Source organism: Aureimonas sp. ME7 (assembly GCF_903970965.1).
In the GTDB taxonomy this organism is placed as follows: Bacteria; Pseudomonadota; Alphaproteobacteria; order Rhizobiales; family Rhizobiaceae; genus Aureimonas.
The window spans coordinates 1-18,940 of the sequence record NZ_CAJCKW010000002.1; the positions used below are offsets into that span (position 1 = coordinate 1).

The window sequence follows — 18,940 nt, forward strand, 5'->3', positions numbered from 1 at the left end:
CGGCACCTGCCGCCGCGCTATGGCCGGCTGCGCCACCCCAACCCGCTTCGCCGGCCACCTCAACCGTGGTCGCCAAACCTACCATGCATTAGATTTGAACCGGACCACCTGATAGGGGCAGGCCACGGCCAGCTCCTCGTTCGATACATCGTCGACATCTACCACAACACGCCGCATGCCGGTCTCGGAGGGCAGACGCCGCGGAATGCCTGGCTCGAACTGCGGAAGACGTTCGGGGTCCCTATGCCGCCGACGCCGGAAGAGCGGCGGCACATCTTCGGCACGCTGCTCGAACGGCGCGTGACCAAGAACGGCGTACGCTTCATGGGACTCTTCTACCAGTCGCCCGAGCTGTACGCCCTGCTCGCCGGTCGGTCGCGAATCGACGTCCTCATCCGCGTCGATCCGTCCGATCTCGGAAGCATCTCCGTCCGCCTGCCGAACGGTCGGCTGACCGTTCCCTGCCGACGCCATGGCATGGACGGCGTCACGCTCGATCACTGGCTGATGGGCGCCAGGAACCTTCGATCCCGCTTCAAGACGGAAGCTGCGGCGAGCGAGAACATCGTTCTCGATGCGGTCCGCGACATCCGCGCCGTGGCCGAGGGGACACGCAGGCGCGCAGGCATCGCGTCGCCGATTCTCGATTTCGCGGACTACGCCCGGATCGAGAAGGCCGTCTTCACGGGCTTCGAGCGCACCGATGCTGAAATCGATGACGCCCTCTTCGACGTGGTTCGGAACAACGGGGACGGCGTCCCCCTGCTCGAAGGGCCGGCAGAGGACGTCGGTGTCTCCGACGAGCCCGAACTCCTGGCCGGCACGGACGAATCGGACCGCTCCGTGTCCGGCGACGAAAACGACGAAGATCTTCTGGAGGATTGATCATGAAGAATGAAGCGAAGGCTCATGACGTTCTGGCTCGTCTGCAGGCGGGCCAGACACCGGAGCGGATGGATAGGGCACGGATGACGTCGTCCGTGTGGCGCGGCTTCTTCCCCCTCGCCCGAGACGCGAATCTGAAGGCGGAGATGGAGCAGTTGGTCGATGCCTGCCTCCTCAACATGGCAGAGGCCGAAACGAAGGGGATGCCGGCCATCGGTCGGCTGGGAGAAGGGCGCATGCTCGGTGTGATCGGTCCGTCCGGATCCGGCAAGACCCGCTCGCTGCACCGGTGCTTCTCGAACATGCCGGAGTTCGAAGGTTATCTGAATGCGGACGGCGGGTCGGTCCTCGTCTCGATCGTGGCTCCCTCGCCCTGCACGCTGAAGCTCCTCGGGCAGACGCTGCTGCGCAAGCTGGGCTACGACTCGACCCGGGACATCAAGGAGAACGTCGTCTGGTCGATGCTCCGCCAGCTCCTGCCGACCCGGGGCGTCCGGTTCATTCACATCGACGAGGTTCAACACCTCTTCACGAACAAGTCCGAGAACGAGATCCAGAAGGTGCGCGACACCCTGAAGGGGCTGATGCAGGCTCCGGATTGGCCGGTGTGGCTCGTCCTGTCCGGTCTCCTGGAAGTTGCCGACGTCATCGAGAGAGACAGGCAGATCCGGCGGCGGTGCCACTTCGTCGAATTCAAGGCGCTGACATTGTCGAACGACCGTGACGACGTGCTCGGCATCTTCAAGCAGTATGCCAACCGTGGCGGCGTCCGGATTCGCCGGATGCCGGGAGACGAATTCTTCCTTCGCCTCCTGCATGCCTCGGGAGGCGCCGCTGGCACGACAATCGAACTTGTCCAGGACGCGGTGCTCGAAGCTGCCCGTGCCGGAGTCGAAGAGGTCGGAACCGCCCACTTCGCGTCCGTCTACGCCAGGCGGAGCGGTTGCAGCGATCAGCGCAACGTCTTCGTCGTCGACGACTGGCGCTCGCTCGACGTCATGGGCGTGTCCGCTGCGGCGATGAAGGAAGACGATGCCGAAGCCAAGAAGCCTCGCGATACGAGGAATGCATGATGATCCACCCCGATCTCGTCCCCTCCTGCCATCATGACGAAACCCCGGCGAGCTTCTGCTCCCGCACGGCTCTCGCCATCGGTCGCAGCGCCCGTGACTTCTGCCTCGATTTCGGGCTGCGGTTTCAGGGACTCGTCGACGGCGATCCGGTGGAGCTCGATTCTCTCGCTCGATTGACGCATCTGCCTCAGGGTCGTTTCCCCGGGCTGCCGATCGTCGGACGGGGACACCGGTTCGAACTGGCCGGTCAGCTCCTGACACGCGAAACCCTGAGCCGGAAGATCCTGCGCGTCTGCCCGGATTGCCTGGCGGCCGACGTCGAATGCGGCGGCGGACGGGCGGATGTGCGTCCCTACGGCCGCACCCACTGGCAAATCGATCCGATCAGGACCTGCTTCCAGCATGTCCGGGAACTGGTCGTCGCGTCCGAAGACGGCCGACCGAACTCGCTGCACGATTTCGCCGGTCTCGTCTCGCCGGTCCTGCCTTCGCTTCTCGCGGTACCGGCGAATGTGCGGAAGCCTTCCCGCTTCGAGCACTACTTGGCGGACAGGATCGACGGCGTCGTCCCGGACGGCTGGCTGGCGCCGCTCCCGCTCTATGCCGTCTGCCGAATCTCGGAAGTCGTCGGAGCGACGGAAATGTTCGGACGGCGGTACCGCACGGATGAGCTTACCGAGACCCAGAGGTACATGGCCGACGCCGTCGGCTACGACATCGTCTCCGGTGGCGAGCGGTCCATCCGTGCTTTCCTGGAACGGCTGCAGAACCGCTTCGTCGCGTCGAAGACGACGTGGGGCCCGAGAGCGACCTTCGGACGGCTCTACGAGTTTCTGGCGCACGAGTGCGAGGATGCGGCATACGATCCGCTTCGAGATCTGATGACGAGGCATGTTCTCGAGACGATGCCCGTCGGTCCGGACGACGAGATTTTCGGCAAGCCCGTTCCCGGGCGTCGTCTGCACTCGATCCATTCCGCGGCGCTGCAGTCCGGCGCGCACCCGAAGCGGCTTCGAAAGTTGGCGAAGGCTGCCGGGATCATCGGGAAGGAGACGGACGCCCTTAGCGATGACCGGGTGCTCGTCTCTGCCGAGCGGATGGAGGCCTTCTTGGAGGATGTCGCCGGCTCGATGTCGTTGAAGGCGGCAGGCAGATACCTCGGGGTCGAGCGGCCGGTGGACATGCTCCTTCTTAAAAGCGATCTGTTCGAGCCGTGGATCGGAGGCGGAACAGACGGCGTCGGCGATCACGCCTATCGCCGCTCCGATCTCGACCGCTTCCTCGCGACCGTTCTCATCCGAAAGGGTGATCAAGATGCTCGCGACCTTCGGCCCGTCGGCGAGGCCGCGAAACGTGCGAACTGCTCCATCCTGGAGATCTTCCGCCTTCTCGTCGCAGGGCGGCTCGAAACCGTCGACCTCGATCCGAGCGCCAGGCGATGCGCGGCAATTCTCGTCAGGGTCGAGGAAATATTGCCGCTCGTACGGCAGCCCGATCACGGCGGGATGTCGCTGCGCGATGCGGAGCGGCGTCTGCAACTGACGACCCGAAGACTCAAGGAACTCCTGGATGCGGAACGCCTTCCCTTTCGGCGCGCCCGCAACCCGGTGAACCGCTGCGAACAGACGGTGGTCTACGAAGCCGACGTCGAGGCATTCGAAAACCGTTACGTGCAGCTCTTCCATTTCGCGAGAGGAGCGGGAGTGCCTCCTCGGAGGATGCGAAGCATCTTGAGCGGGAACGGTATCGAGCCGGCCTTCGCAATCGGACCGACCATCTTCTACGAGAAGTCGAGACTGTCGGGCCTTCCGGGGACGAGCCCCGGCTGAACCGATCCCGGATCGAATGCGGAAACAGCCCCCGGCGGAAACGCCGGGGGCTTTTCTTTGTGGCGAGTTGCGAAACAGCGGTATGTCGGAGTCCGCCGTCTTCGGATTGCCTCACCTTTTCCCGGCGTTATCATCAGCGCCGAGGCATTTCGGAGGCGGTGGCGATCGATGGTCGAGGCAATATCCTGGGATGATACCAATGATTTCAATTATTTGCAGAACGCCTGAGGCATCCTTTGGCGGTCGTGACAGGATGCCCTTCGCCGCCTGCAGTTGAAAACATCCGGACCCGTCGAGCGATCTTGTTGGCTCGGCGGGTTCTGACGTTCTGGATCCTACGTTCCATCGCGAACAATCTTTCCGGGTACAACATGCAATCGTCCCACGACATCGCACGACTGATCGAGATCATGGCGGCGCTCCGCCAGCCGAAAACGGGTTGCCCGTGGGATATCGAGCAGACCTTCGACACCATCGTCCCCTACACGATCGAAGAGACCTACGAGGTCGTCGACGCCATCGAGCGCAGGGATGCGTTGGATCTGCGCGAGGAACTGGGCGACCTCCTGCTTCAAGTCGTCTACCATTCGCAGCTGGCGGCCGAACTCGGACTGTTCGAATTCGGGGATGTGGTGGAAGGCATCACGCGCAAGATGATCCGGCGTCATCCACACGTGTTCGGAGACGCCGAAGCGCGCTCGGCGCGCTCGGCCAAGGGTCAATGGAACCGCATCAAGGAAGAAGAGAAGCGCGAGCGGCGTGAGGAGCGGGCCGCCCGCCGAAGCCTGGAAGCAAACGGCTCAGAATGGCTCCACGTGCCGGCCGGAGATTCAGACGGCCTACTCGACGCGGTGCCGAACGCCCTGCCCGCGTTGCCGCTTGCTCGAAAGATTCAGGAGCGAGCCGCGACCGTTGGCTTCGACTGGACCGAGCCGGAGCCGATCATCGCCAAGCTGCGTGAAGAGACCGCGGAGTTCGAGGAGGCCGCAGCTTCAAGCGATCGGAGCGCCATCGAATCGGAACTCGGCGATATTCTTTTCACCGTGGTCAACCTCGCCCGCCGCTACGAGATCGATCCGGACACCGCGCTGAGAGGAACGGTCGCCAAGTTCCGCAGGTGGTTTTCCCATATGGAGGACGCGGCGAGACAAGGCGAACGCTCCCTTGCGGATCTATCTCTTCCCGAGCAGGAGACGCTCTGGCAAGGCGCCAAGGCATCCGCGCGAACGGATTAGTCCAAAGCGAGCGCGATCGAACGACCGCGCTCGCTCGGTGTTCAGTGGGCGCGTGCTTCGTCCAGCACGCCATCGATGCTGATGCCCGGATGGTGGTGCCCGAAGCGCAGAAGGTCGGATCGCGCCTGACGGGTCACGCTCAGTGCCAAGCTGACGCTGCCGTCCTCCCGGTCCTCGCGATCCTGCACTATGCTGTTGTCGTAGAGCCAGGACAGGGCGCCGAGATCATCCGCCGGCACCACGACGCTGACCGTTTCCGCGCGGCCGGCAATGCGCCCCTCGATATCGGCGAGAAGAGCGTCCACTCCCTCGCCCGTCAGGGCCGAGACGATATGAACCGTCGGACCGCCGGTATGCGAGCCCGCCGCCGCCTCCACTTGAGCCCGCGCCGAATCGTTCAGCATGTCCGCCTTGTTCCAAACCTCGATCACGTGTTCCGCATCGTCCGCGTCGATCTCGAGATCGGAGAGGATCTTGCGAACGTCGGCCGCCTGCGCGGCCGTGTCGGGATTGGCGATATCGCGCACGTGAAGAACGACGTCCGCCTCCACCACTTCTTCGAGCGTCGCCCGGAAGGCGGCCACGAGATGCGTCGGTAGATCGGAAATGAAGCCCACCGTATCGGAGAAGATGACTTCCGTTCCGTGCGAGAGGACGATGCGTCGAAGCGTCGGATCGAGCGTTGCGAAAAGAAGGTCCTTCGCGAGGACTTCGGCGCCCGTCACCTTGTTGAACAAGGTCGACTTCCCGGCATTGGTATAGCCGACGAGCGCGATGATCGGATGGGGTGCCTTCTTGCGCTTCGCACGGTGCAGGGTTCGGGTGCGACGAACCTGGTCGAGTTCCTTTTCCAGCCGCTTGATCTTCTCCTGCAACTGACGACGGTCGGCCTCGATCTGCGTTTCGCCGGGGCCTCCGAGGAAGCCGGCACCGCCGCGCTGACGCTCCAGGTGGGTCCACGAGCGAACGAGACGACCGCGCTGGTAGTTCAGATGCGCGAGCTCGACCTGCAGCCGCCCTTCCTTGGTGCGCGCGCGACGCCCGAAGATTTCGAGGATCAAGCCGGTTCGATCGAGAACCTTCGCATCGAGTTCCTTCTCGAGATTGCGCTGCTGAACGGGAGTGAGCGGGTGATCGACGATCACCAAGCCGATCTTCTCGGCCGCAACCAGTCCTTTCAGCTCGTCGACCTTGCCCGATCCGATCAGCGTCGCCGGCTGGACCTTGGAGACGGGAATCAGCCCTCGTGCGACCACGTGAAGATCAATGGCGAGCGCGAGCCCTTCGGCCTCGACCAAGCGTTCCTCGTCGCCGCGGCGAACGGCTTCGACCGCTTCGTCGGCCGAATTGCGCTGGCGAACCACCGGAACGAAGACGGCGGCGCGTGTCGGCACGCGCTCGTGCTCGACCGGGCCCTTGGTGTGCGTATCCTTATCGTATTCGGTCAATCAGGCTTTCCCGTCTTCGTCTCCCGCCTCGTGCATGTTCACGGGCTGAGACGGCATGATGGTGGAGATAGCGTGTTTGTAAACCAGCTGCGAGTGTCCATCGCGGCGAAGCAGCACGCAGAAGTTGTCGAACGAGGTGACGACGCCCGTCAGTTTGACCCCGTTGACGAGGAAGATCGTCAGCGAAATCTTCTGCTTGCGAACGGTGTTGAGGAAAAGGTCTTGCAGGTTCTGGGCGCGTTCGGCCATCGACATGTCCTGTTATTGTTCTTGCCGTGCTCGCGCCGGGTGCGAGATCATGGGAGGGGAAGAGAATCGAACCCGGTCGTCAATTTGTGATCCAGCTACCGAACCCATTCAAGCGGCCCGTCGTTCGCCGATCTTCCATCCGCAAGATAGGTATGACGGCGTTGCACCGCCACATCAGAAAAACTCGAGGCTGACGCGGAAGAACTGCTCGACCTGGCGCACCGCGTCGGAGCGAACGAAGATTACGACGCGGTCCTTGGCCCGAATCCGCGTCTGCCCGGTCGGCCGAATGAAGACGCCGTTTCGCGATACGGCGCCGATGCGCATGCCATCCGGCAGGTCGAGTTCGCGAAGAGGTGGCCCGACCAGCGGCGACGTTTCCAGCGCCTCGGCCTCGATCGCCTCCGCCAAGCCGTTCTGCACGGAATGCACCGCGCGGATACGCCCGCGCCGGACATGCTGGAGAATGCGGGAAATCGTCACCGTGCGCGGGTTGATCACGGCGTCGATCCCAAGATGCTTGGCAAGATCCTGGAAGGTCGGACTGTTGATCAGCGCCAGATTGGATTTCGCGCCGAGCCGCTTGGCCATCGCCGAACTCAAGACGTTCACCTGATCGTCGTTCGTCAGCGACACCATCAGATCCGCTTCGGCGATGTCCGCCTCGCGCAGGATGGTGGGATCGAGAGCACTTCCATGCAGGATGATCGTCCGCCGAAGCTCGTCGGTGATGTGCAGCGCCCGTTCGCGCTCGGCCTCGACGAGCCGCAGCCGCGAGGCAAGGTTGCGCTTTTCCATCTCGCGAGCGACCGTGGTGCCGACATTGCCGCCGCCGGCGATGACGATGCGCCCGACTTCCGGCTCTTCATGGCCGAAGAGGGTCAGCGTGCGTCGAACCTGCGACTGCTCGACGATGACATAAGCGAGATCCCCGGCGTAGAGGATGTCGACCGCGTTCGGGATGAAGATTTCCTCGTCCCGCAGGACGCCGACCACCGTCGCGCCGAGATCGGGAAAGAGCTCGGACAGCTGCCCCAGCGGCGTGCCGAGAACCGGGCATTCCTCGCCGCATTCGATGGCGATCAGCGAGATCGTGTCATTAGCGAAACGAACCGTATCCACCGCACCCGGCAGCGCGATGCGGCGCAAAACCATCTTCGCGACTTCGATCTCGGGCGAGATCACGACGTCGATCGGCAGGTTGTCGGTCGAGAACAAGTCCTGCCAGTGCGACTGGAGATAGGCCTGCGAGCGGATACGGGCGATCTTGGTCGGCACGTTGAAGAGCGCGTGGGCCACCTGACAGGCGACCATGTTCACCTCGTCGTGCAAGGTGACGGCGATCAGCATATCGGCTTCCGAAGCGCCGGCCTCCGCCAGCGTCTCGGGAAAGGCGCCATGACCCACGATCCCCTTCGCGTCCAGCGTCTCGCGGATATTGCCGACGAGCACCTTCGACGTGTCGATCACGGACACGTCGTTGCGCTCGGCGGACAGCCGTTCGGCGATGCCGTAGCCGACCTGCCCAGCACCACAGATGACGATCTTCATCGGCACGGGGCGGCGTCAGATCCCCAGCGACTTCAGCTTGCGGTGAAGCGCCGAGCGTTCCATCCCAACGAATTCTGCGGTGCGCGAGATGTTGCCGCCGAAGCGGTTGATCTGCGCCACGAGATATTCCTTCTCGAACACCTCGCGCGCGTCCCGCAGCGGCAGCGCCAGGATGCGACCGTCCGATTGACTCGGCGTGCGCGGCAGCATATCGCTCACCTCGTGCGGCAGCATGTCGGCGGAAATCGCCTGCGACCCGTCCTGACGCGACAGGATCATCAGTCGCTCGATGTTGTTGCGTAGCTGCCGGATGTTGCCCGGCCAGTCGCTGGACTGGAGAACGGCCAGCGCCTCGGGGCTCAAGGCCTTCGGCTTGATGCCGGTTTGCTCGCCGATCTGCTTCATGAAGGCTTCGATCAGAAGCGGGATATCGGCGCGACGGTCCGACAAAGGCGGAACCGAGATCGGGACGACGGCAAGGCGGTGGAACAGGTCCTCGCGAAAGGTGCCTTCCGCCATCAGGGACTCGAGGTTCTGCGAGGTCGACGAGATGACGCGAATGTCGACCTTGACCTTCTTCGTACCGCCCACGCGCTCGAACGTCTGCTCCGTCAACACACGCAGGATCTTGTTCTGCGTCTCGCGCGGCATATCGCCGATCTCGTCGAGATAAAGAACGCCGCCGTGCGCCTCCTCCAGCGCGCCGACCTTGCGTTCCATGCCCAGCGGCGTTTCCGTCCCGAAGAGTTCGACCTCCATGCGATCGGGCGTGATCGCCGCGGCGTTGAGCGCGATGAACGGCCCCTTCGCGCGGGCGGATGCGCCGTGAATGGCGCGAGCCACCATCTCCTTGCCGGAGCCCGACGGTCCGAGGATCATGACGCGGCTGTTGGTCGGCGCGACGCGGTCGATCGTCGCGCGGAGCTGGTTCATCGGGTGCGAGCGACCGATCAGCTCCGGCGAGTCGCTGGAGCGCCGCTTCAACTCGGAAACCTCACGCTTCAGCTTGGAGGTTTCCAGCGCACGCTCCGCAATCAGGAGCAGCCGATCGGCCTTGAACGGCTTCTCGATATAGTCGTAGGCGCCCCGCCGAATGGCGGAAACGGCTGTCTCGATGTTGCCGTGGCCAGAAATCATCACGACCGGCACTTCGGGATGCTGGGCACGGATGGCGTCCAGAACGTCGAGCCCGTCGAGCCGGCTCCCCTGGAGCCAAATATCGAGGAAGATCAGGCGCGGAACGCGATCGGCGATGACCTGAAGGGCGGCATCCGAATTTCCGGCCGTTCGCGTTTCGTAGCCTTCGTCTTCGAGAATTCCCGCAACGAGCTCGCGGATGTCGGCTTCGTCGTCAACGATCAGGATATCCGCAGCCATCAGTCTCCACCGTCTTGTTCGTTATTCGCTGTCATCGGGCCAGCCTCCCCCGGCGCGGACGCCGGAAGCCGGATGCGAACGAGGGCTCCGCGCTCATAATGCAGGGCGTCGTCGAGCTCGATCGTCCCGCCATGCTCCTCGACGATCTTACGAACGATCGCGAGCCCCAGCCCCGTCCCCTTCTCGCGCGTCGTCATATAGGGCTCGAGCAGGCGATCGCGATCCTCCAAGGGGAAGCCGACGCCATTATCTTCGATCTCGACGATATGCGTTCCCTCGCGCGTGAGGGCGCGCACGGTGATCCGCCCGTCGTGGCCGGGAAGCGCTTCCATCGATTCCACGGCATTCTTCACGAGATTGCCAAAGGCCTGCGACAGCATGCGAAGATCGAACGAGCCCTGCATCGGCTCGCTCGCGAGTTCGGCTTCGATCTTGATGCTTTGCGTGGTCAGCTCCCGCATGAAGACCGCCTCGCGAAGCGGCTCGCGCAGATCGCGCTCCTCCAGCTTGGGCTTGGGCATGCGCGCGAAGGTCGAGAACTCGTCCACCATGCGGCCGATGTCGGATACTTGGCGGATGATCGTATCGACGCAGCGGTCGAAGATCTCGCGGTCCGTTTCGATCAGCTTCCCATACCGCCGGCGAATGCGCTCGGCCGACAGCTGGATCGGCGTCAGCGGGTTCTTGATTTCGTGTGCGATGCGCCGGGCGACGTCCGCCCAGGCGGAGGAGCGCTGCGCATCGACGAGATCGGTAATGTCGTCGATCGTTACGACGCTGGCGCCCTGATCGCCCTCCTCGGACGTCACGCGCACGTTCAGCGTCCGCTCGCGCTCGCGCACCCTGTGCCGGATCTGCTCCTGATGCTCATGGCGCCTCGATTGGCCGGCCGCCCGGTACACGTCCTGCAGGCCCGGAAGCACATGGCCGAGATCGTGTCCGATGGTTTCGGCGGCCTGCACGGACAGGATCCGCTCCGCCGACGGGTTGAGCATGCTGACGGCGCCGTTGCGATCCACGCCGATCACACCCGCCGTTACGCCCGAAAGCACGGCCTCCGTGAACCGCCGGCGCTCGTCGATGACGTCCTTGGCATCCACCAGTTCGTGGCGCTGGCTGCGAAGCTGGCGGATCATGTTGTTGAATGTGTTGGAAAGCGACCCGACATCGCCGTCCGATGCCCGAACGGGAACCGAAACGCCGAGATTGCCCTCGCTGACCTCGTCCGCCGCCGTGATGAGAAGGCGGATGGGCCGCACGAGCCGGTCGGCGACGCCGATGCCCGTCCAGATTGCCGACAGAAGAACGATCAGCGTGATGCCGAGATACAGGAGTGCGAACGCGATCTGCAGGCTGAAACGGTTGTTGGACAGGCTGGAATATTCCGCCGTCCTCTCCTCCATCAGCCGCAACGCGGCGATCACCTCGGGGTCCACCACCCGCACGGTGTAGAGGTAAACGTCGCCGAACTCGCGCAGACGCAGGACGGCACCGACGAGGTTGGTCACCCCCGGTGGGATGAACACGAGGTTGCCTTCCGACGCTTGCTGGAGCGCATCGGCCGGAGGCACGGGAAGCGGACGCTCCACCGGGATATCCGCCCGGAGGAACGGCACACCGTCGTCGCCCAGAAGCTGTGCGCCCAGGAGCGAACGGCCCTTCGCCTGCTCCGTCATCACGTTCTCGAAGCCGGTCCGGTCGAGATTGAAGAGTTGGCGCTGGTTGCGCAGATCCTGAGCCATCGACAGCGTGGAGCCCTGCAGGTTGCGAGCATTCTCGTTGACGTAGGCCTTCGCGACGCTGATCGAGGAATCGACGATCGTCCGGGTGCGGATCTCGAACCACCGATCGAGACCGAGATCGAGCGTGATCCCGGCGACGATCGCCACCAGGAGCGCCGGCAGCGCGGCCACGATCGAAAACAGAACGACGATCCGGACGTGCAGACGCGAGGCTGCCTTGCCGTTGCGCCGCGCCCTCGTCATCCGCAGCACTTCTCGCGCGATCAGCACGCAGAGAAGGAGAACAAAAAGACCGTTGACGACGCTTGCGGTCTTCACCACAGCGTCGGTCGGCGCGATCGGCGTCAAACCCATCAGGACGACGAACGAGATCGCACCCGTCACCAGGGCTCCGACCACAGCCAGGATGCCCGGCACCAGCATGAACCGGCGGCGCTCACCCAGCGTCGGCACATCTCCGTCGATCAATGTGGAATGCGCTGCCATGCCGCTCCCGTGACGAACTCACGTGGCATCCTTGCAACGCATTGTGTTCAGAGTGCAACGAGGAATCGAGAAAAAGTTAACGTATGGACCGGACGATCGAAATGTCGAGATCGCGAATCTTCTTGCGGAGCGTGTTGCGATTGACGCCCAAAAGGTCCGCCGCCTTGACCTGGTTTCCGCGCGTGGCGGCGAGCGCTGCGGCGATTAGCGGATACTCGACCTCGCGCAGAATCCGACCGTGCAGCCCCGGTGGCGGCAGTTCGTTTCCGAACGAGCCGAAATAGTCGAAAAGGTAGCGCTCGACGGCAGCGGAAAGCTCGATCGGCTTGCTGGCCTCACGATCCACTTCCGGACTCTTGCTTTGATCGCTGGCAAGCTCGTGCTCGATCAGCTCGGCCGTGATCTCGTCCTGCGGATAAAGGGCGCAAAGGCGCCGGACGAGATTCTCCAGTTCTCGCACGTTGCCCGGCCACGAGTACCGCCGCATGACGTCCAGCGCGCCGGAGGTCAGCGTCTTGCGCGCCAACCCTTCCTTCTGGACCAACGCGAAGAAGTGGTTCGTCAGATCGACCAGATCCTCGATCCGCTCGCGCAAGGGCGGAAGGCGAAGCGGCACGACGTTGAGCCGGTAAAACAGATCCTCGCGGAACAGGCCGCGCTGAATAAGCTGGCGCAGATCCTTATTCGTGGCCGACACGATACGCACATCGGTCGCGATCGGGGTACGACCGCCGACAACGGTGTATTCGCCCTGCTGGAGCACGCGCAGGAGCCGCGTCTGCGCTTCCATCGGCATGTCGCCGATCTCGTCCAGAAACAGCGTTCCGCCTTCCGCCTGCTCGAAGCGCCCGCTGGTGCGAGCCTGGGCACCGGTGAAGGCTCCCTTCTCGTGGCCGAACAGTTCGGATTCGATCAGATCGCGTGGGATCGCCGCCATGTTGATCGCGACAAACGGCCCCTTCCGGCGGCGCCCATAGTCGTGCAGCGCGCGAGCCACCAGTTCCTTGCCCGTGCCGGACTCGCCCGTGATGGTGACGGTCAGGTCCGTCTGCATCATGCGCGCCAGCGAGCGGTAGATGTCCTGCATGGCCGGCGAGCGTCCGACGAGCGGGATCGGCTCAGAACCGTCGTCGGCGTTCTTGAGCCGGGCTTCCGCCTTCGGCTCGGCCAGCGCGCGCCGCGCGATGCCGACGAGTTCGGTCAGATCGAAGGGCTTTGGAATATAATCGTAGGCCCCCTTCTCCGAGGCCTTGATCGCCGTCATGAACGTGTTCTGCGCGCTCATCACGATCACCGGCAGATCGGGACGCGTGTTCTTGATCTTCGGCAGGATGTCGAACACATCCCCGTCGGGCATCAGAACGTCGGTGATGACGAGATCCCCGTCGCCCGCGTTGACCCAGCGCCAGAGCGTCGCGATGTTGGAGGTCACCCGAACCTCGAAGCCCGCACGCATCAGGGCCTGCGAGATCACGGTGCGGATGGCGGCATCGTCGTCGGCTACGAGGATCTGCGAGGAGGCCATCAGCGCGCCCGTCTACGTTTGGAGGAAGAGGCGTCCGCCTCGGGCAGATCCGGTTCGGACCATGCGGGCATCAGAACGCGGAAGGTCGTGTGTCCGGGATGCGAGTCGCATTCGATCACCCCGCCATGATCGCCGACGATCTTGGCGACCAGCGCGAGGCCGAGCCCCGTCCCGCTCGGCTTGGTGGTGATGAAGGGATCGAAGATCTGTTCGCGGATGTCATCGGGCACGCCGACGCCGTTGTCCTCGACCAGGAATTCCAGCGGCAGGGTGACCCGCGTGCGTGCCCCGGGCACCGAAAGACGGACGCCCGGCCGAAACGCGGTCGACAGCTTGATCTCGCCGCCCTCCCGCCCGCCGACCGCCTCGCTGGCGTTCTTCAGAAGGTTGATGAACACCTGAACCAACTGGTCGCGGTTGGCGAAGACCGAAGGCAGCGACGGGTCGTAGGATTCCTGGATCTTGATGCCGCGCGCAAAGCCGTTCTTGGCCACCGCCTTCACATGCTCCAGCACGGAGTGGATGTTGACGGCCGAGCGCTCCAACGGCCTCTCGTCGGAAAACACTTCCATCCGGTCGACGAGCTTCACGATCCGTTCGCTCTCGTCCTGGATCAGTTGCGTCAGCACCCGATCCTCGTCGCTCGCCTCCGCTTCCAGAAGCTGCGCCGCGCCCTTGATGCCCGAAAGCGGGTTGCGGATTTCATGCGCCAGCATCGCTGCCAGCCCCGTCACGGTGCGCGCGGCGGAGCGGTGCGTCAGCTGCCGGTCCATCTTGTCGGCGATCGAGCGCAGTTGGAACATCACCAGCGTATGGCCAGGCGGGTCGCTCAGGCTCGACACGTAGACATCGATCAACCGCTCCATGCCAAGGCGTGGCGATGAAACGTCGACCCGGTATTCGCTGATACGCGAATGGGTGCGCGAAACCTGCTCGATCAAACCGAAGATCGGGCTGTCGCCCGGAATGAAGTCGGAAAGCCTACGCTTGGACAGGTGCGCCGCACCTGCCGAGAAGAACTGTTCCGCATCCGAATTGGCGAAGACGAAACGCCCCTCCGCATCCAAAGCAACGACGGGATGCGGCAGCGCGTTGAGAAGTCCCGCGGTGTCGATGGTCAAGGTGGTGCTTCTTTCCGCCGGCATCGCGTCAGGCCGCTCGCTGCATGGTCGCTTGTAGATCCAGATCGACGTCGCACAGCGTCGCCGCCCCGAAGAGCGAGCGCAGACGAGGGCGGACGAGGGCTGGGTCGATCGCACGCATCAACTCGCTCCGATCGAGGCTCAAGGTTGCCCCGCATGCGCTCTCATAGCGGTCGAGGTACCAGCCGAAATGCTTGCGCGCATGGCGCACACCCGTGTGGGGGCCGTAGAAGTCGAGCATCTGATCGTAGTGATCGAGGACGAGATCGGCAAAGCTCTCCTGGGTGCGCGAAGCGTCCAGTTCGCCGGCGACGAGGGCCGGGAACCACGGCCGCCCACAGGATGCGCGACCCACCATGACCCCACTCGCGCCGCTCGCTCGCAGCATCGCGCAGCGATCCTCGGCCCGAACCAGGTCCCCGTTTGCAACGACCGGAATTCCGACGGCACGACTGACATCGCCGATGGCCTGCCAGTCCGCCTTGCCCGTGTAAAACTGATCGCGCGTGCGGCCGTGAACGGTGACGAGACTTACGCCAGCGCCCTCGGCGCGTACCGCGAGGTCGGCAGCGTTCAACGATGTTCGGTCCCATCCCAGCCGCATCTTCAAGGTCACGGGAACCGAACCGGCACCCTCCACCGTCGCCTCGATCAGTCGCAAGGCGTGGTCGAGATCGCGCATCAGTGCCGACCCGGAAAGGCCGCCGACCACTTTCTTCGCCGGGCATCCCATATTGATGTCGATCAGATCTGCGCCTTCGCCGACGGCCACTTCCGCCGCGCGGCGCATGGCTTCCGTCTCCCGGCCGGCCAGTTGTACCGCATGCACGCCACCCCCGTCCGGGTGCATCCGTTGACGGCTGTCCGCATCGTTGCGAACCAGTTCGCCGCTCGCAATCATCTCGCTATAGACAAGCTTCGTCCCGAACGAACGGACGAGGCGACGAAACGGAAAATCCGTAATGCCTGACAAGGGGGCCAGACAGACCCGACTTTCGATCTGCAAGCTGCCGATCCGCAAACCGCCTCGATCGGCGTGGACGCAGATTGCCGCCCCCGACTCGACGTCCAGCGTTTGAGGATCAATTGTTGAGCACATTCAGATAGCATATCGTGGGTTGCCTAGGATACAAGCAGATTTGTGGTGCAAGGCGACATCGATGGTGTGGTGCAGCAATGTGCATTCGCTTCCGGTTTGCGCTACGCAGCAGCCACGATTTCGCAGATTGAAAGTGGGCGTCAAAGCGCATGAGCGTTGCAGCAATCCTCGTAGCGGCTGGTCGGGGGTCGCGGGCGGGCCAGACGATCGATGGGCCTAAGCAGTATTTCCGCATCGCCGGGCGATCGGTCCTCGCTCGAACGTTGTCGACCTTCGAAGCCAGCCCCCAGATCGGCGAAATCGTCGTTGTCGTCCACGCCGACGATCAAGCGCTCGCGATGGAAGCGATCGCCCATTCGGCGGGGCGCGCTCGCCTCGTCGTCGGCGGGGCTACGCGGCAGGCATCGGTTCGTGCGGGCCTCGACGCACTCGTCGAGGCCGATCCTGAGATCGTCCTGATCCATGATGCGGTACGACCCTTCGTGTCCGAGCGAACGATCGCGGATGTGGTGGATCGCGTCCGTGCGGCGTCGGCTGCGATCCCTGCCCTACCGGTCGCCGACACACTCAAGAAGGCGGCTGCCGGCACCATCGTGGCAACCCTCGACCGAACGGGCGTGCATACCGCACAGACACCGCAGGGCTTTCGCTTCCCGCTGATCCGCGAAGCCCATCACCGCGCGGCCGACATCGCCGAGGGGAAATTCACCGACGATGCGTCGATCGCGGAATGGGCCGGAATTTCGGTCGCGCTCGTTCCGGGCGACCCGGACAACGTCAAGCTGACCACGAAACGGGACCTCGAGATGGCCGCCGAAAAGCTGACAGGAGCACCCGCAATGATCGATGTGCGCGTTGGCAACGGCTACGACGTTCACCAACTCGTGCCGGGCGACGGCGTCACGCTTTGCGGCGTCTGGATCCCGCACGACCAAGCCCTTCTCGGCCATTCCGACGCCGATGTGGGCTTCCATGCGCTGACGGATGCGTTGCTCGCGACCTGCGGCGCGGGGGATATCGGAACCCACTTCCCACCGTCCGATCCGCAATGGAAAGGCGCCGCCTCCAAGTTGTTTCTGAAGCATGCTGCCGACCTCGTCGCCTCACGTGGCGGCCGGATCTGCAACGTGGACGTGACGCTGATCTGCGAGGCACCCAAGGTCGGCCCGCACCGCGACGCGATGACGGATGTGATCGCTTCCGTGACCGGGCTCGGGCCAGCGCGAATCTCGATCAAGGCGACGACCAACGAAACGATCGGGTTCATCGGACGGCGCGAAGGCATCGCTGCCATCGCGACCGCCAGCGTCGTCTACGCGGACCAATGATCATGATCGGAGACGACGCGCGCCGCTCCGCCGGCCTGCTGGTATCCAGGGCACGGGATGCCAGAGTCTTCGTCGCCACGGCGGAATCCTGCACAGGAGGCCTTGTCGCAGCTGCCATCACATCGGTCGACGGTGCGTCGGCGGTGTTCGGCGCGGGCTACGTCACATATTCCAACGAGGCCAAGGCAAGAACTCTCGGTGTCCCTGAGGCCCTACTCGCGCAGTACGGCGCGGTCTCGCGGCAGGTGGCTTTGGCCATGGCGGAAGGTGCGACGCGGATCAGTGGCGCGGATATCGCGATTTCCGTCACGGGCATCGCTGGCCCCGGAGGCGGCTCGACGGCAAAGCCCGTTGGCCTCGTACACTTCGCGACCGCTGCGAGGGGCAGACTGGTCCACGAGGAACATCACTTCGGTTCCCTCGGGCGCGATGAGGTTCGCGCACGAAGCGTGATCGCGGCACTCGCGTTGCTGCACCGTGCGTTGGACGAACTAGGCCGCTAGCCGACGGCCGCCTTCGGATAGACTTCCGCCGCGCGCTGTTCGAAGGCGGTGGCGAAGCGCCGAAACGCATATTCGAACATCGACCCCATCAGAATCCCAAGCGTTCGGCTCTTGAACTCGTAGTCGATGTAGAACCGAACTTCGCACCCTTGCGGGTTCGGATCGAAATTCCAGCGATTCTCCAGGTATCGAAACGGGCCATCGACATATTTCACGTCGATCTCACGCTGCTCCGGCTTCAGCAGGACCTGCGAGGCGAATGTTTCACGGATCAACTTGTAGGCCACCGTCATGTCGGCGATCAAAAGCGTCTTGCCATCCTTCTCGCGGCGCGAGCGAACGACGAGGTTCTGGCAAAGGGGAAGAAATTCCGGGTAGCGTTCCACGTCCGCCACCAGTTGGAACATCTCGTCCGGCGTATGCCGGACGATCCGCGCGTTTTCGAATTTCGGCATATGCTATGCGGCCGCGCGCGCCATACGCGCTGCCTTCAGCTTCTCGAAATCGTCTCCGGCATGATGCGACGAGCGCGTCAGCGGGCTTGAGGCCACGACCAGGAAGCCCTTGGTGTAACCGACCGTTTCGAACGAGCGGAACTCGTCGGGCGTCACATACCGGATCACGGGATGATGCTTGCGGGTCGGCTGGAGATACTGGCCGATCGTCATGAAATCGACATCGGCCGAACGAAGGTCGTCCATGAGCTGGAGGATCTCGTGCCGCTCCTCGCCGAGCCCGACCATGATGCCGGACTTGGTGAAGATCGTCGGATCGAGTTCCTTGACCTGCTGAAGCAGACGGATGGAATGGAAATAGCGCGCGCCCGGGCGAACCGTCAGATAGTTCGAGGGCACGGTTTCGAGATTGTGGTTGAAAACGTCGGGGCGAGCCGCGACGACCTTCTCTAGCGCACCCGGCTTGCGAAGGAAGTCGGGCGTCAGGATCTCGATCGTCGTGGTGGGCGCCGCTGCGCGAATGGCGCGAATGGTTTCGACGAAATGCTGGGCCCCGCCGTCCGGCAGATCGTCCCGGTCCACGGAGGTGATGACGACATGGGACAGGCCCATGCTGGCGACCGCGCGGCCGACGCTGGCCGGCTCGTCGGGGTCGAGCGCATTGGGTCTTCCGGTTGCGACGTTGCAGAAGGCACAGGCCCTCGTGCAGATGCCGCCCATGATCATGAACGTCGCGTGCTTCTTTTCCCAACACCCGCCGATGTTGGGACAGCCCGCCTCCTCGCAAACCGTCACCAGACGGTTGGATTTGACGATTTCCCGCGTCTCGGCATAGCCGGCCGAAACGGGCGCTTTGACCCGGATCCAGTCCGGCTTGGGAAGAACTGCGGAATCGGGCTTGTGGGCCTTTTCCGGATGGCGAGGCCGAGGTTGCCCCTCGGCCTGCGATCGTCTGTCGAGAACGGTGACCATGCGCCTTTACTTAGGAGAGGCCACCGCTGGTCGCAATCGAA

The 18,940-nt window shown here is 63.8% G+C and carries 15 protein-coding genes; 5 read left to right on the plus strand and 10 right to left on the minus strand.

The window, feature by feature from the left end; all coding sequences use genetic code 11:
* Window positions 1-243: 243 nt before the first annotated feature.
* The 3 genes from H7A85_RS03375 to mazG all read left to right on the plus strand — a co-directional run bounded on the left by H7A85_RS03375 (window position 244) and on the right by mazG (window position 5,022).
* On the plus strand, window positions 244-885 hold the full coding sequence (locus H7A85_RS03375) for a Mu transposase C-terminal domain-containing protein (protein WP_182084507.1): 642 nt from the start codon (window positions 244-246) through the stop codon (window positions 883-885).
* Window positions 886-887: 2 nt separating this feature from the next.
* A complete protein-coding gene (locus tag H7A85_RS03380; RefSeq protein ID WP_182084508.1) occupies window positions 888-1,958 on the plus strand; it encodes an ATP-binding protein in 1,071 nt (356 codons plus the stop codon).
* Between the two features lie 2,200 nt (window positions 1,959-4,158).
* Window positions 4,159-5,022: a nucleoside triphosphate pyrophosphohydrolase gene (gene mazG, locus H7A85_RS03390; protein WP_182085043.1), complete on the plus strand. Its 864-nt coding sequence runs from the start codon at window positions 4,159-4,161 to the stop codon at window positions 5,020-5,022.
* Between the two features lie 41 nt (window positions 5,023-5,063).
* Here the strand turns inward: mazG and hflX are convergent, their stop codons facing one another.
* The 8 genes from hflX to dusB form a co-directional block, all read right to left on the minus strand.
* A complete protein-coding gene (gene hflX / locus H7A85_RS03395) occupies window positions 5,064-6,470 on the minus strand; it encodes a GTPase HflX (protein WP_244630909.1) in 1,407 nt (468 codons plus the stop codon).
* Window positions 6,471-6,719, minus strand: a complete 249-nt coding sequence (gene hfq, locus H7A85_RS03400; protein WP_182084510.1) for an RNA chaperone Hfq — start codon at window positions 6,717-6,719, stop codon at window positions 6,471-6,473.
* 174 nt (window positions 6,720-6,893) lie between these two features.
* Window positions 6,894-8,270, minus strand: coding sequence for a Trk system potassium transporter TrkA (trkA, locus tag H7A85_RS03405; protein ID WP_182085045.1), 1,377 nt, complete (start codon window positions 8,268-8,270; stop codon window positions 6,894-6,896).
* 15 nt (window positions 8,271-8,285) lie between these two features.
* Window positions 8,286-9,647: a sigma-54 dependent transcriptional regulator gene (locus tag H7A85_RS03410; protein ID WP_182084511.1), complete on the minus strand. Its 1,362-nt coding sequence runs from the start codon at window positions 9,645-9,647 to the stop codon at window positions 8,286-8,288.
* Window positions 9,647-11,875: a PAS domain-containing sensor histidine kinase gene (locus H7A85_RS03415; RefSeq protein ID WP_182084512.1), complete on the minus strand. Its 2,229-nt coding sequence runs from the start codon at window positions 11,873-11,875 to the stop codon at window positions 9,647-9,649. The genes H7A85_RS03410 and H7A85_RS03415 overlap by 1 nt, the downstream gene beginning before the upstream one ends.
* A gap of 76 nt (window positions 11,876-11,951) precedes the next feature.
* Complete coding sequence (gene ntrC, locus H7A85_RS03420) at window positions 11,952-13,400, minus strand: nitrogen regulation protein NR(I) (RefSeq protein WP_182084513.1); 1,449 nt, start codon at window positions 13,398-13,400, stop codon at window positions 11,952-11,954.
* The gene (locus H7A85_RS03425) at window positions 13,400-14,545 is read right to left on the minus strand and encodes an ATP-binding protein (protein ID WP_182084514.1); all 1,146 of its coding nucleotides are present in this window, start codon (window positions 14,543-14,545) and stop codon (window positions 13,400-13,402) included. Before H7A85_RS03425 ends, ntrC begins: the two co-directional genes overlap by 1 nt.
* 4 nt (window positions 14,546-14,549) lie before the next feature.
* The gene (dusB, locus tag H7A85_RS03430) at window positions 14,550-15,563 is read right to left on the minus strand and encodes a tRNA dihydrouridine synthase DusB (protein WP_244630910.1); all 1,014 of its coding nucleotides are present in this window, start codon (window positions 15,561-15,563) and stop codon (window positions 14,550-14,552) included.
* Window positions 15,564-15,790: 227 nt separating this feature from the next.
* Here dusB and H7A85_RS03435 point away from each other — a divergent pair, with 227 nt between their 5' ends.
* Together H7A85_RS03435 and H7A85_RS03440 are read left to right on the plus strand one after the other, a co-directional pair.
* Window positions 15,791-16,969 carry a bifunctional 2-C-methyl-D-erythritol 4-phosphate cytidylyltransferase/2-C-methyl-D-erythritol 2,4-cyclodiphosphate synthase gene (locus H7A85_RS03435; RefSeq protein ID WP_182084516.1) on the plus strand — a complete coding sequence of 393 codons (1,179 nt, stop codon included), beginning with the start codon at window positions 15,791-15,793 and terminating at the stop codon, window positions 16,967-16,969.
* A gap of 2 nt (window positions 16,970-16,971) precedes the next feature.
* Entirely contained in the window at window positions 16,972-17,472 is a 501-nt protein-coding gene (locus H7A85_RS03440) for a CinA family protein (RefSeq protein ID WP_182084517.1), read from the plus strand.
* Here the strand turns inward: H7A85_RS03440 and H7A85_RS03445 are convergent.
* Together H7A85_RS03445 and lipA are read right to left on the minus strand one after the other, a co-directional pair.
* Entirely contained in the window at window positions 17,469-17,927 is a 459-nt protein-coding gene (locus tag H7A85_RS03445; protein ID WP_182084518.1) for a type II toxin-antitoxin system RatA family toxin, read from the minus strand. The two genes, H7A85_RS03440 and H7A85_RS03445, sit on opposite strands and share 4 nt — an antisense overlap.
* Window positions 17,928-17,930: 3 nt before the next feature.
* Window positions 17,931-18,899, minus strand: coding sequence for a lipoyl synthase (gene lipA, locus H7A85_RS03450; RefSeq protein ID WP_182084519.1), 969 nt, complete (start codon window positions 18,897-18,899; stop codon window positions 17,931-17,933).
* Window positions 18,900-18,940 lie beyond the last annotated feature (41 nt).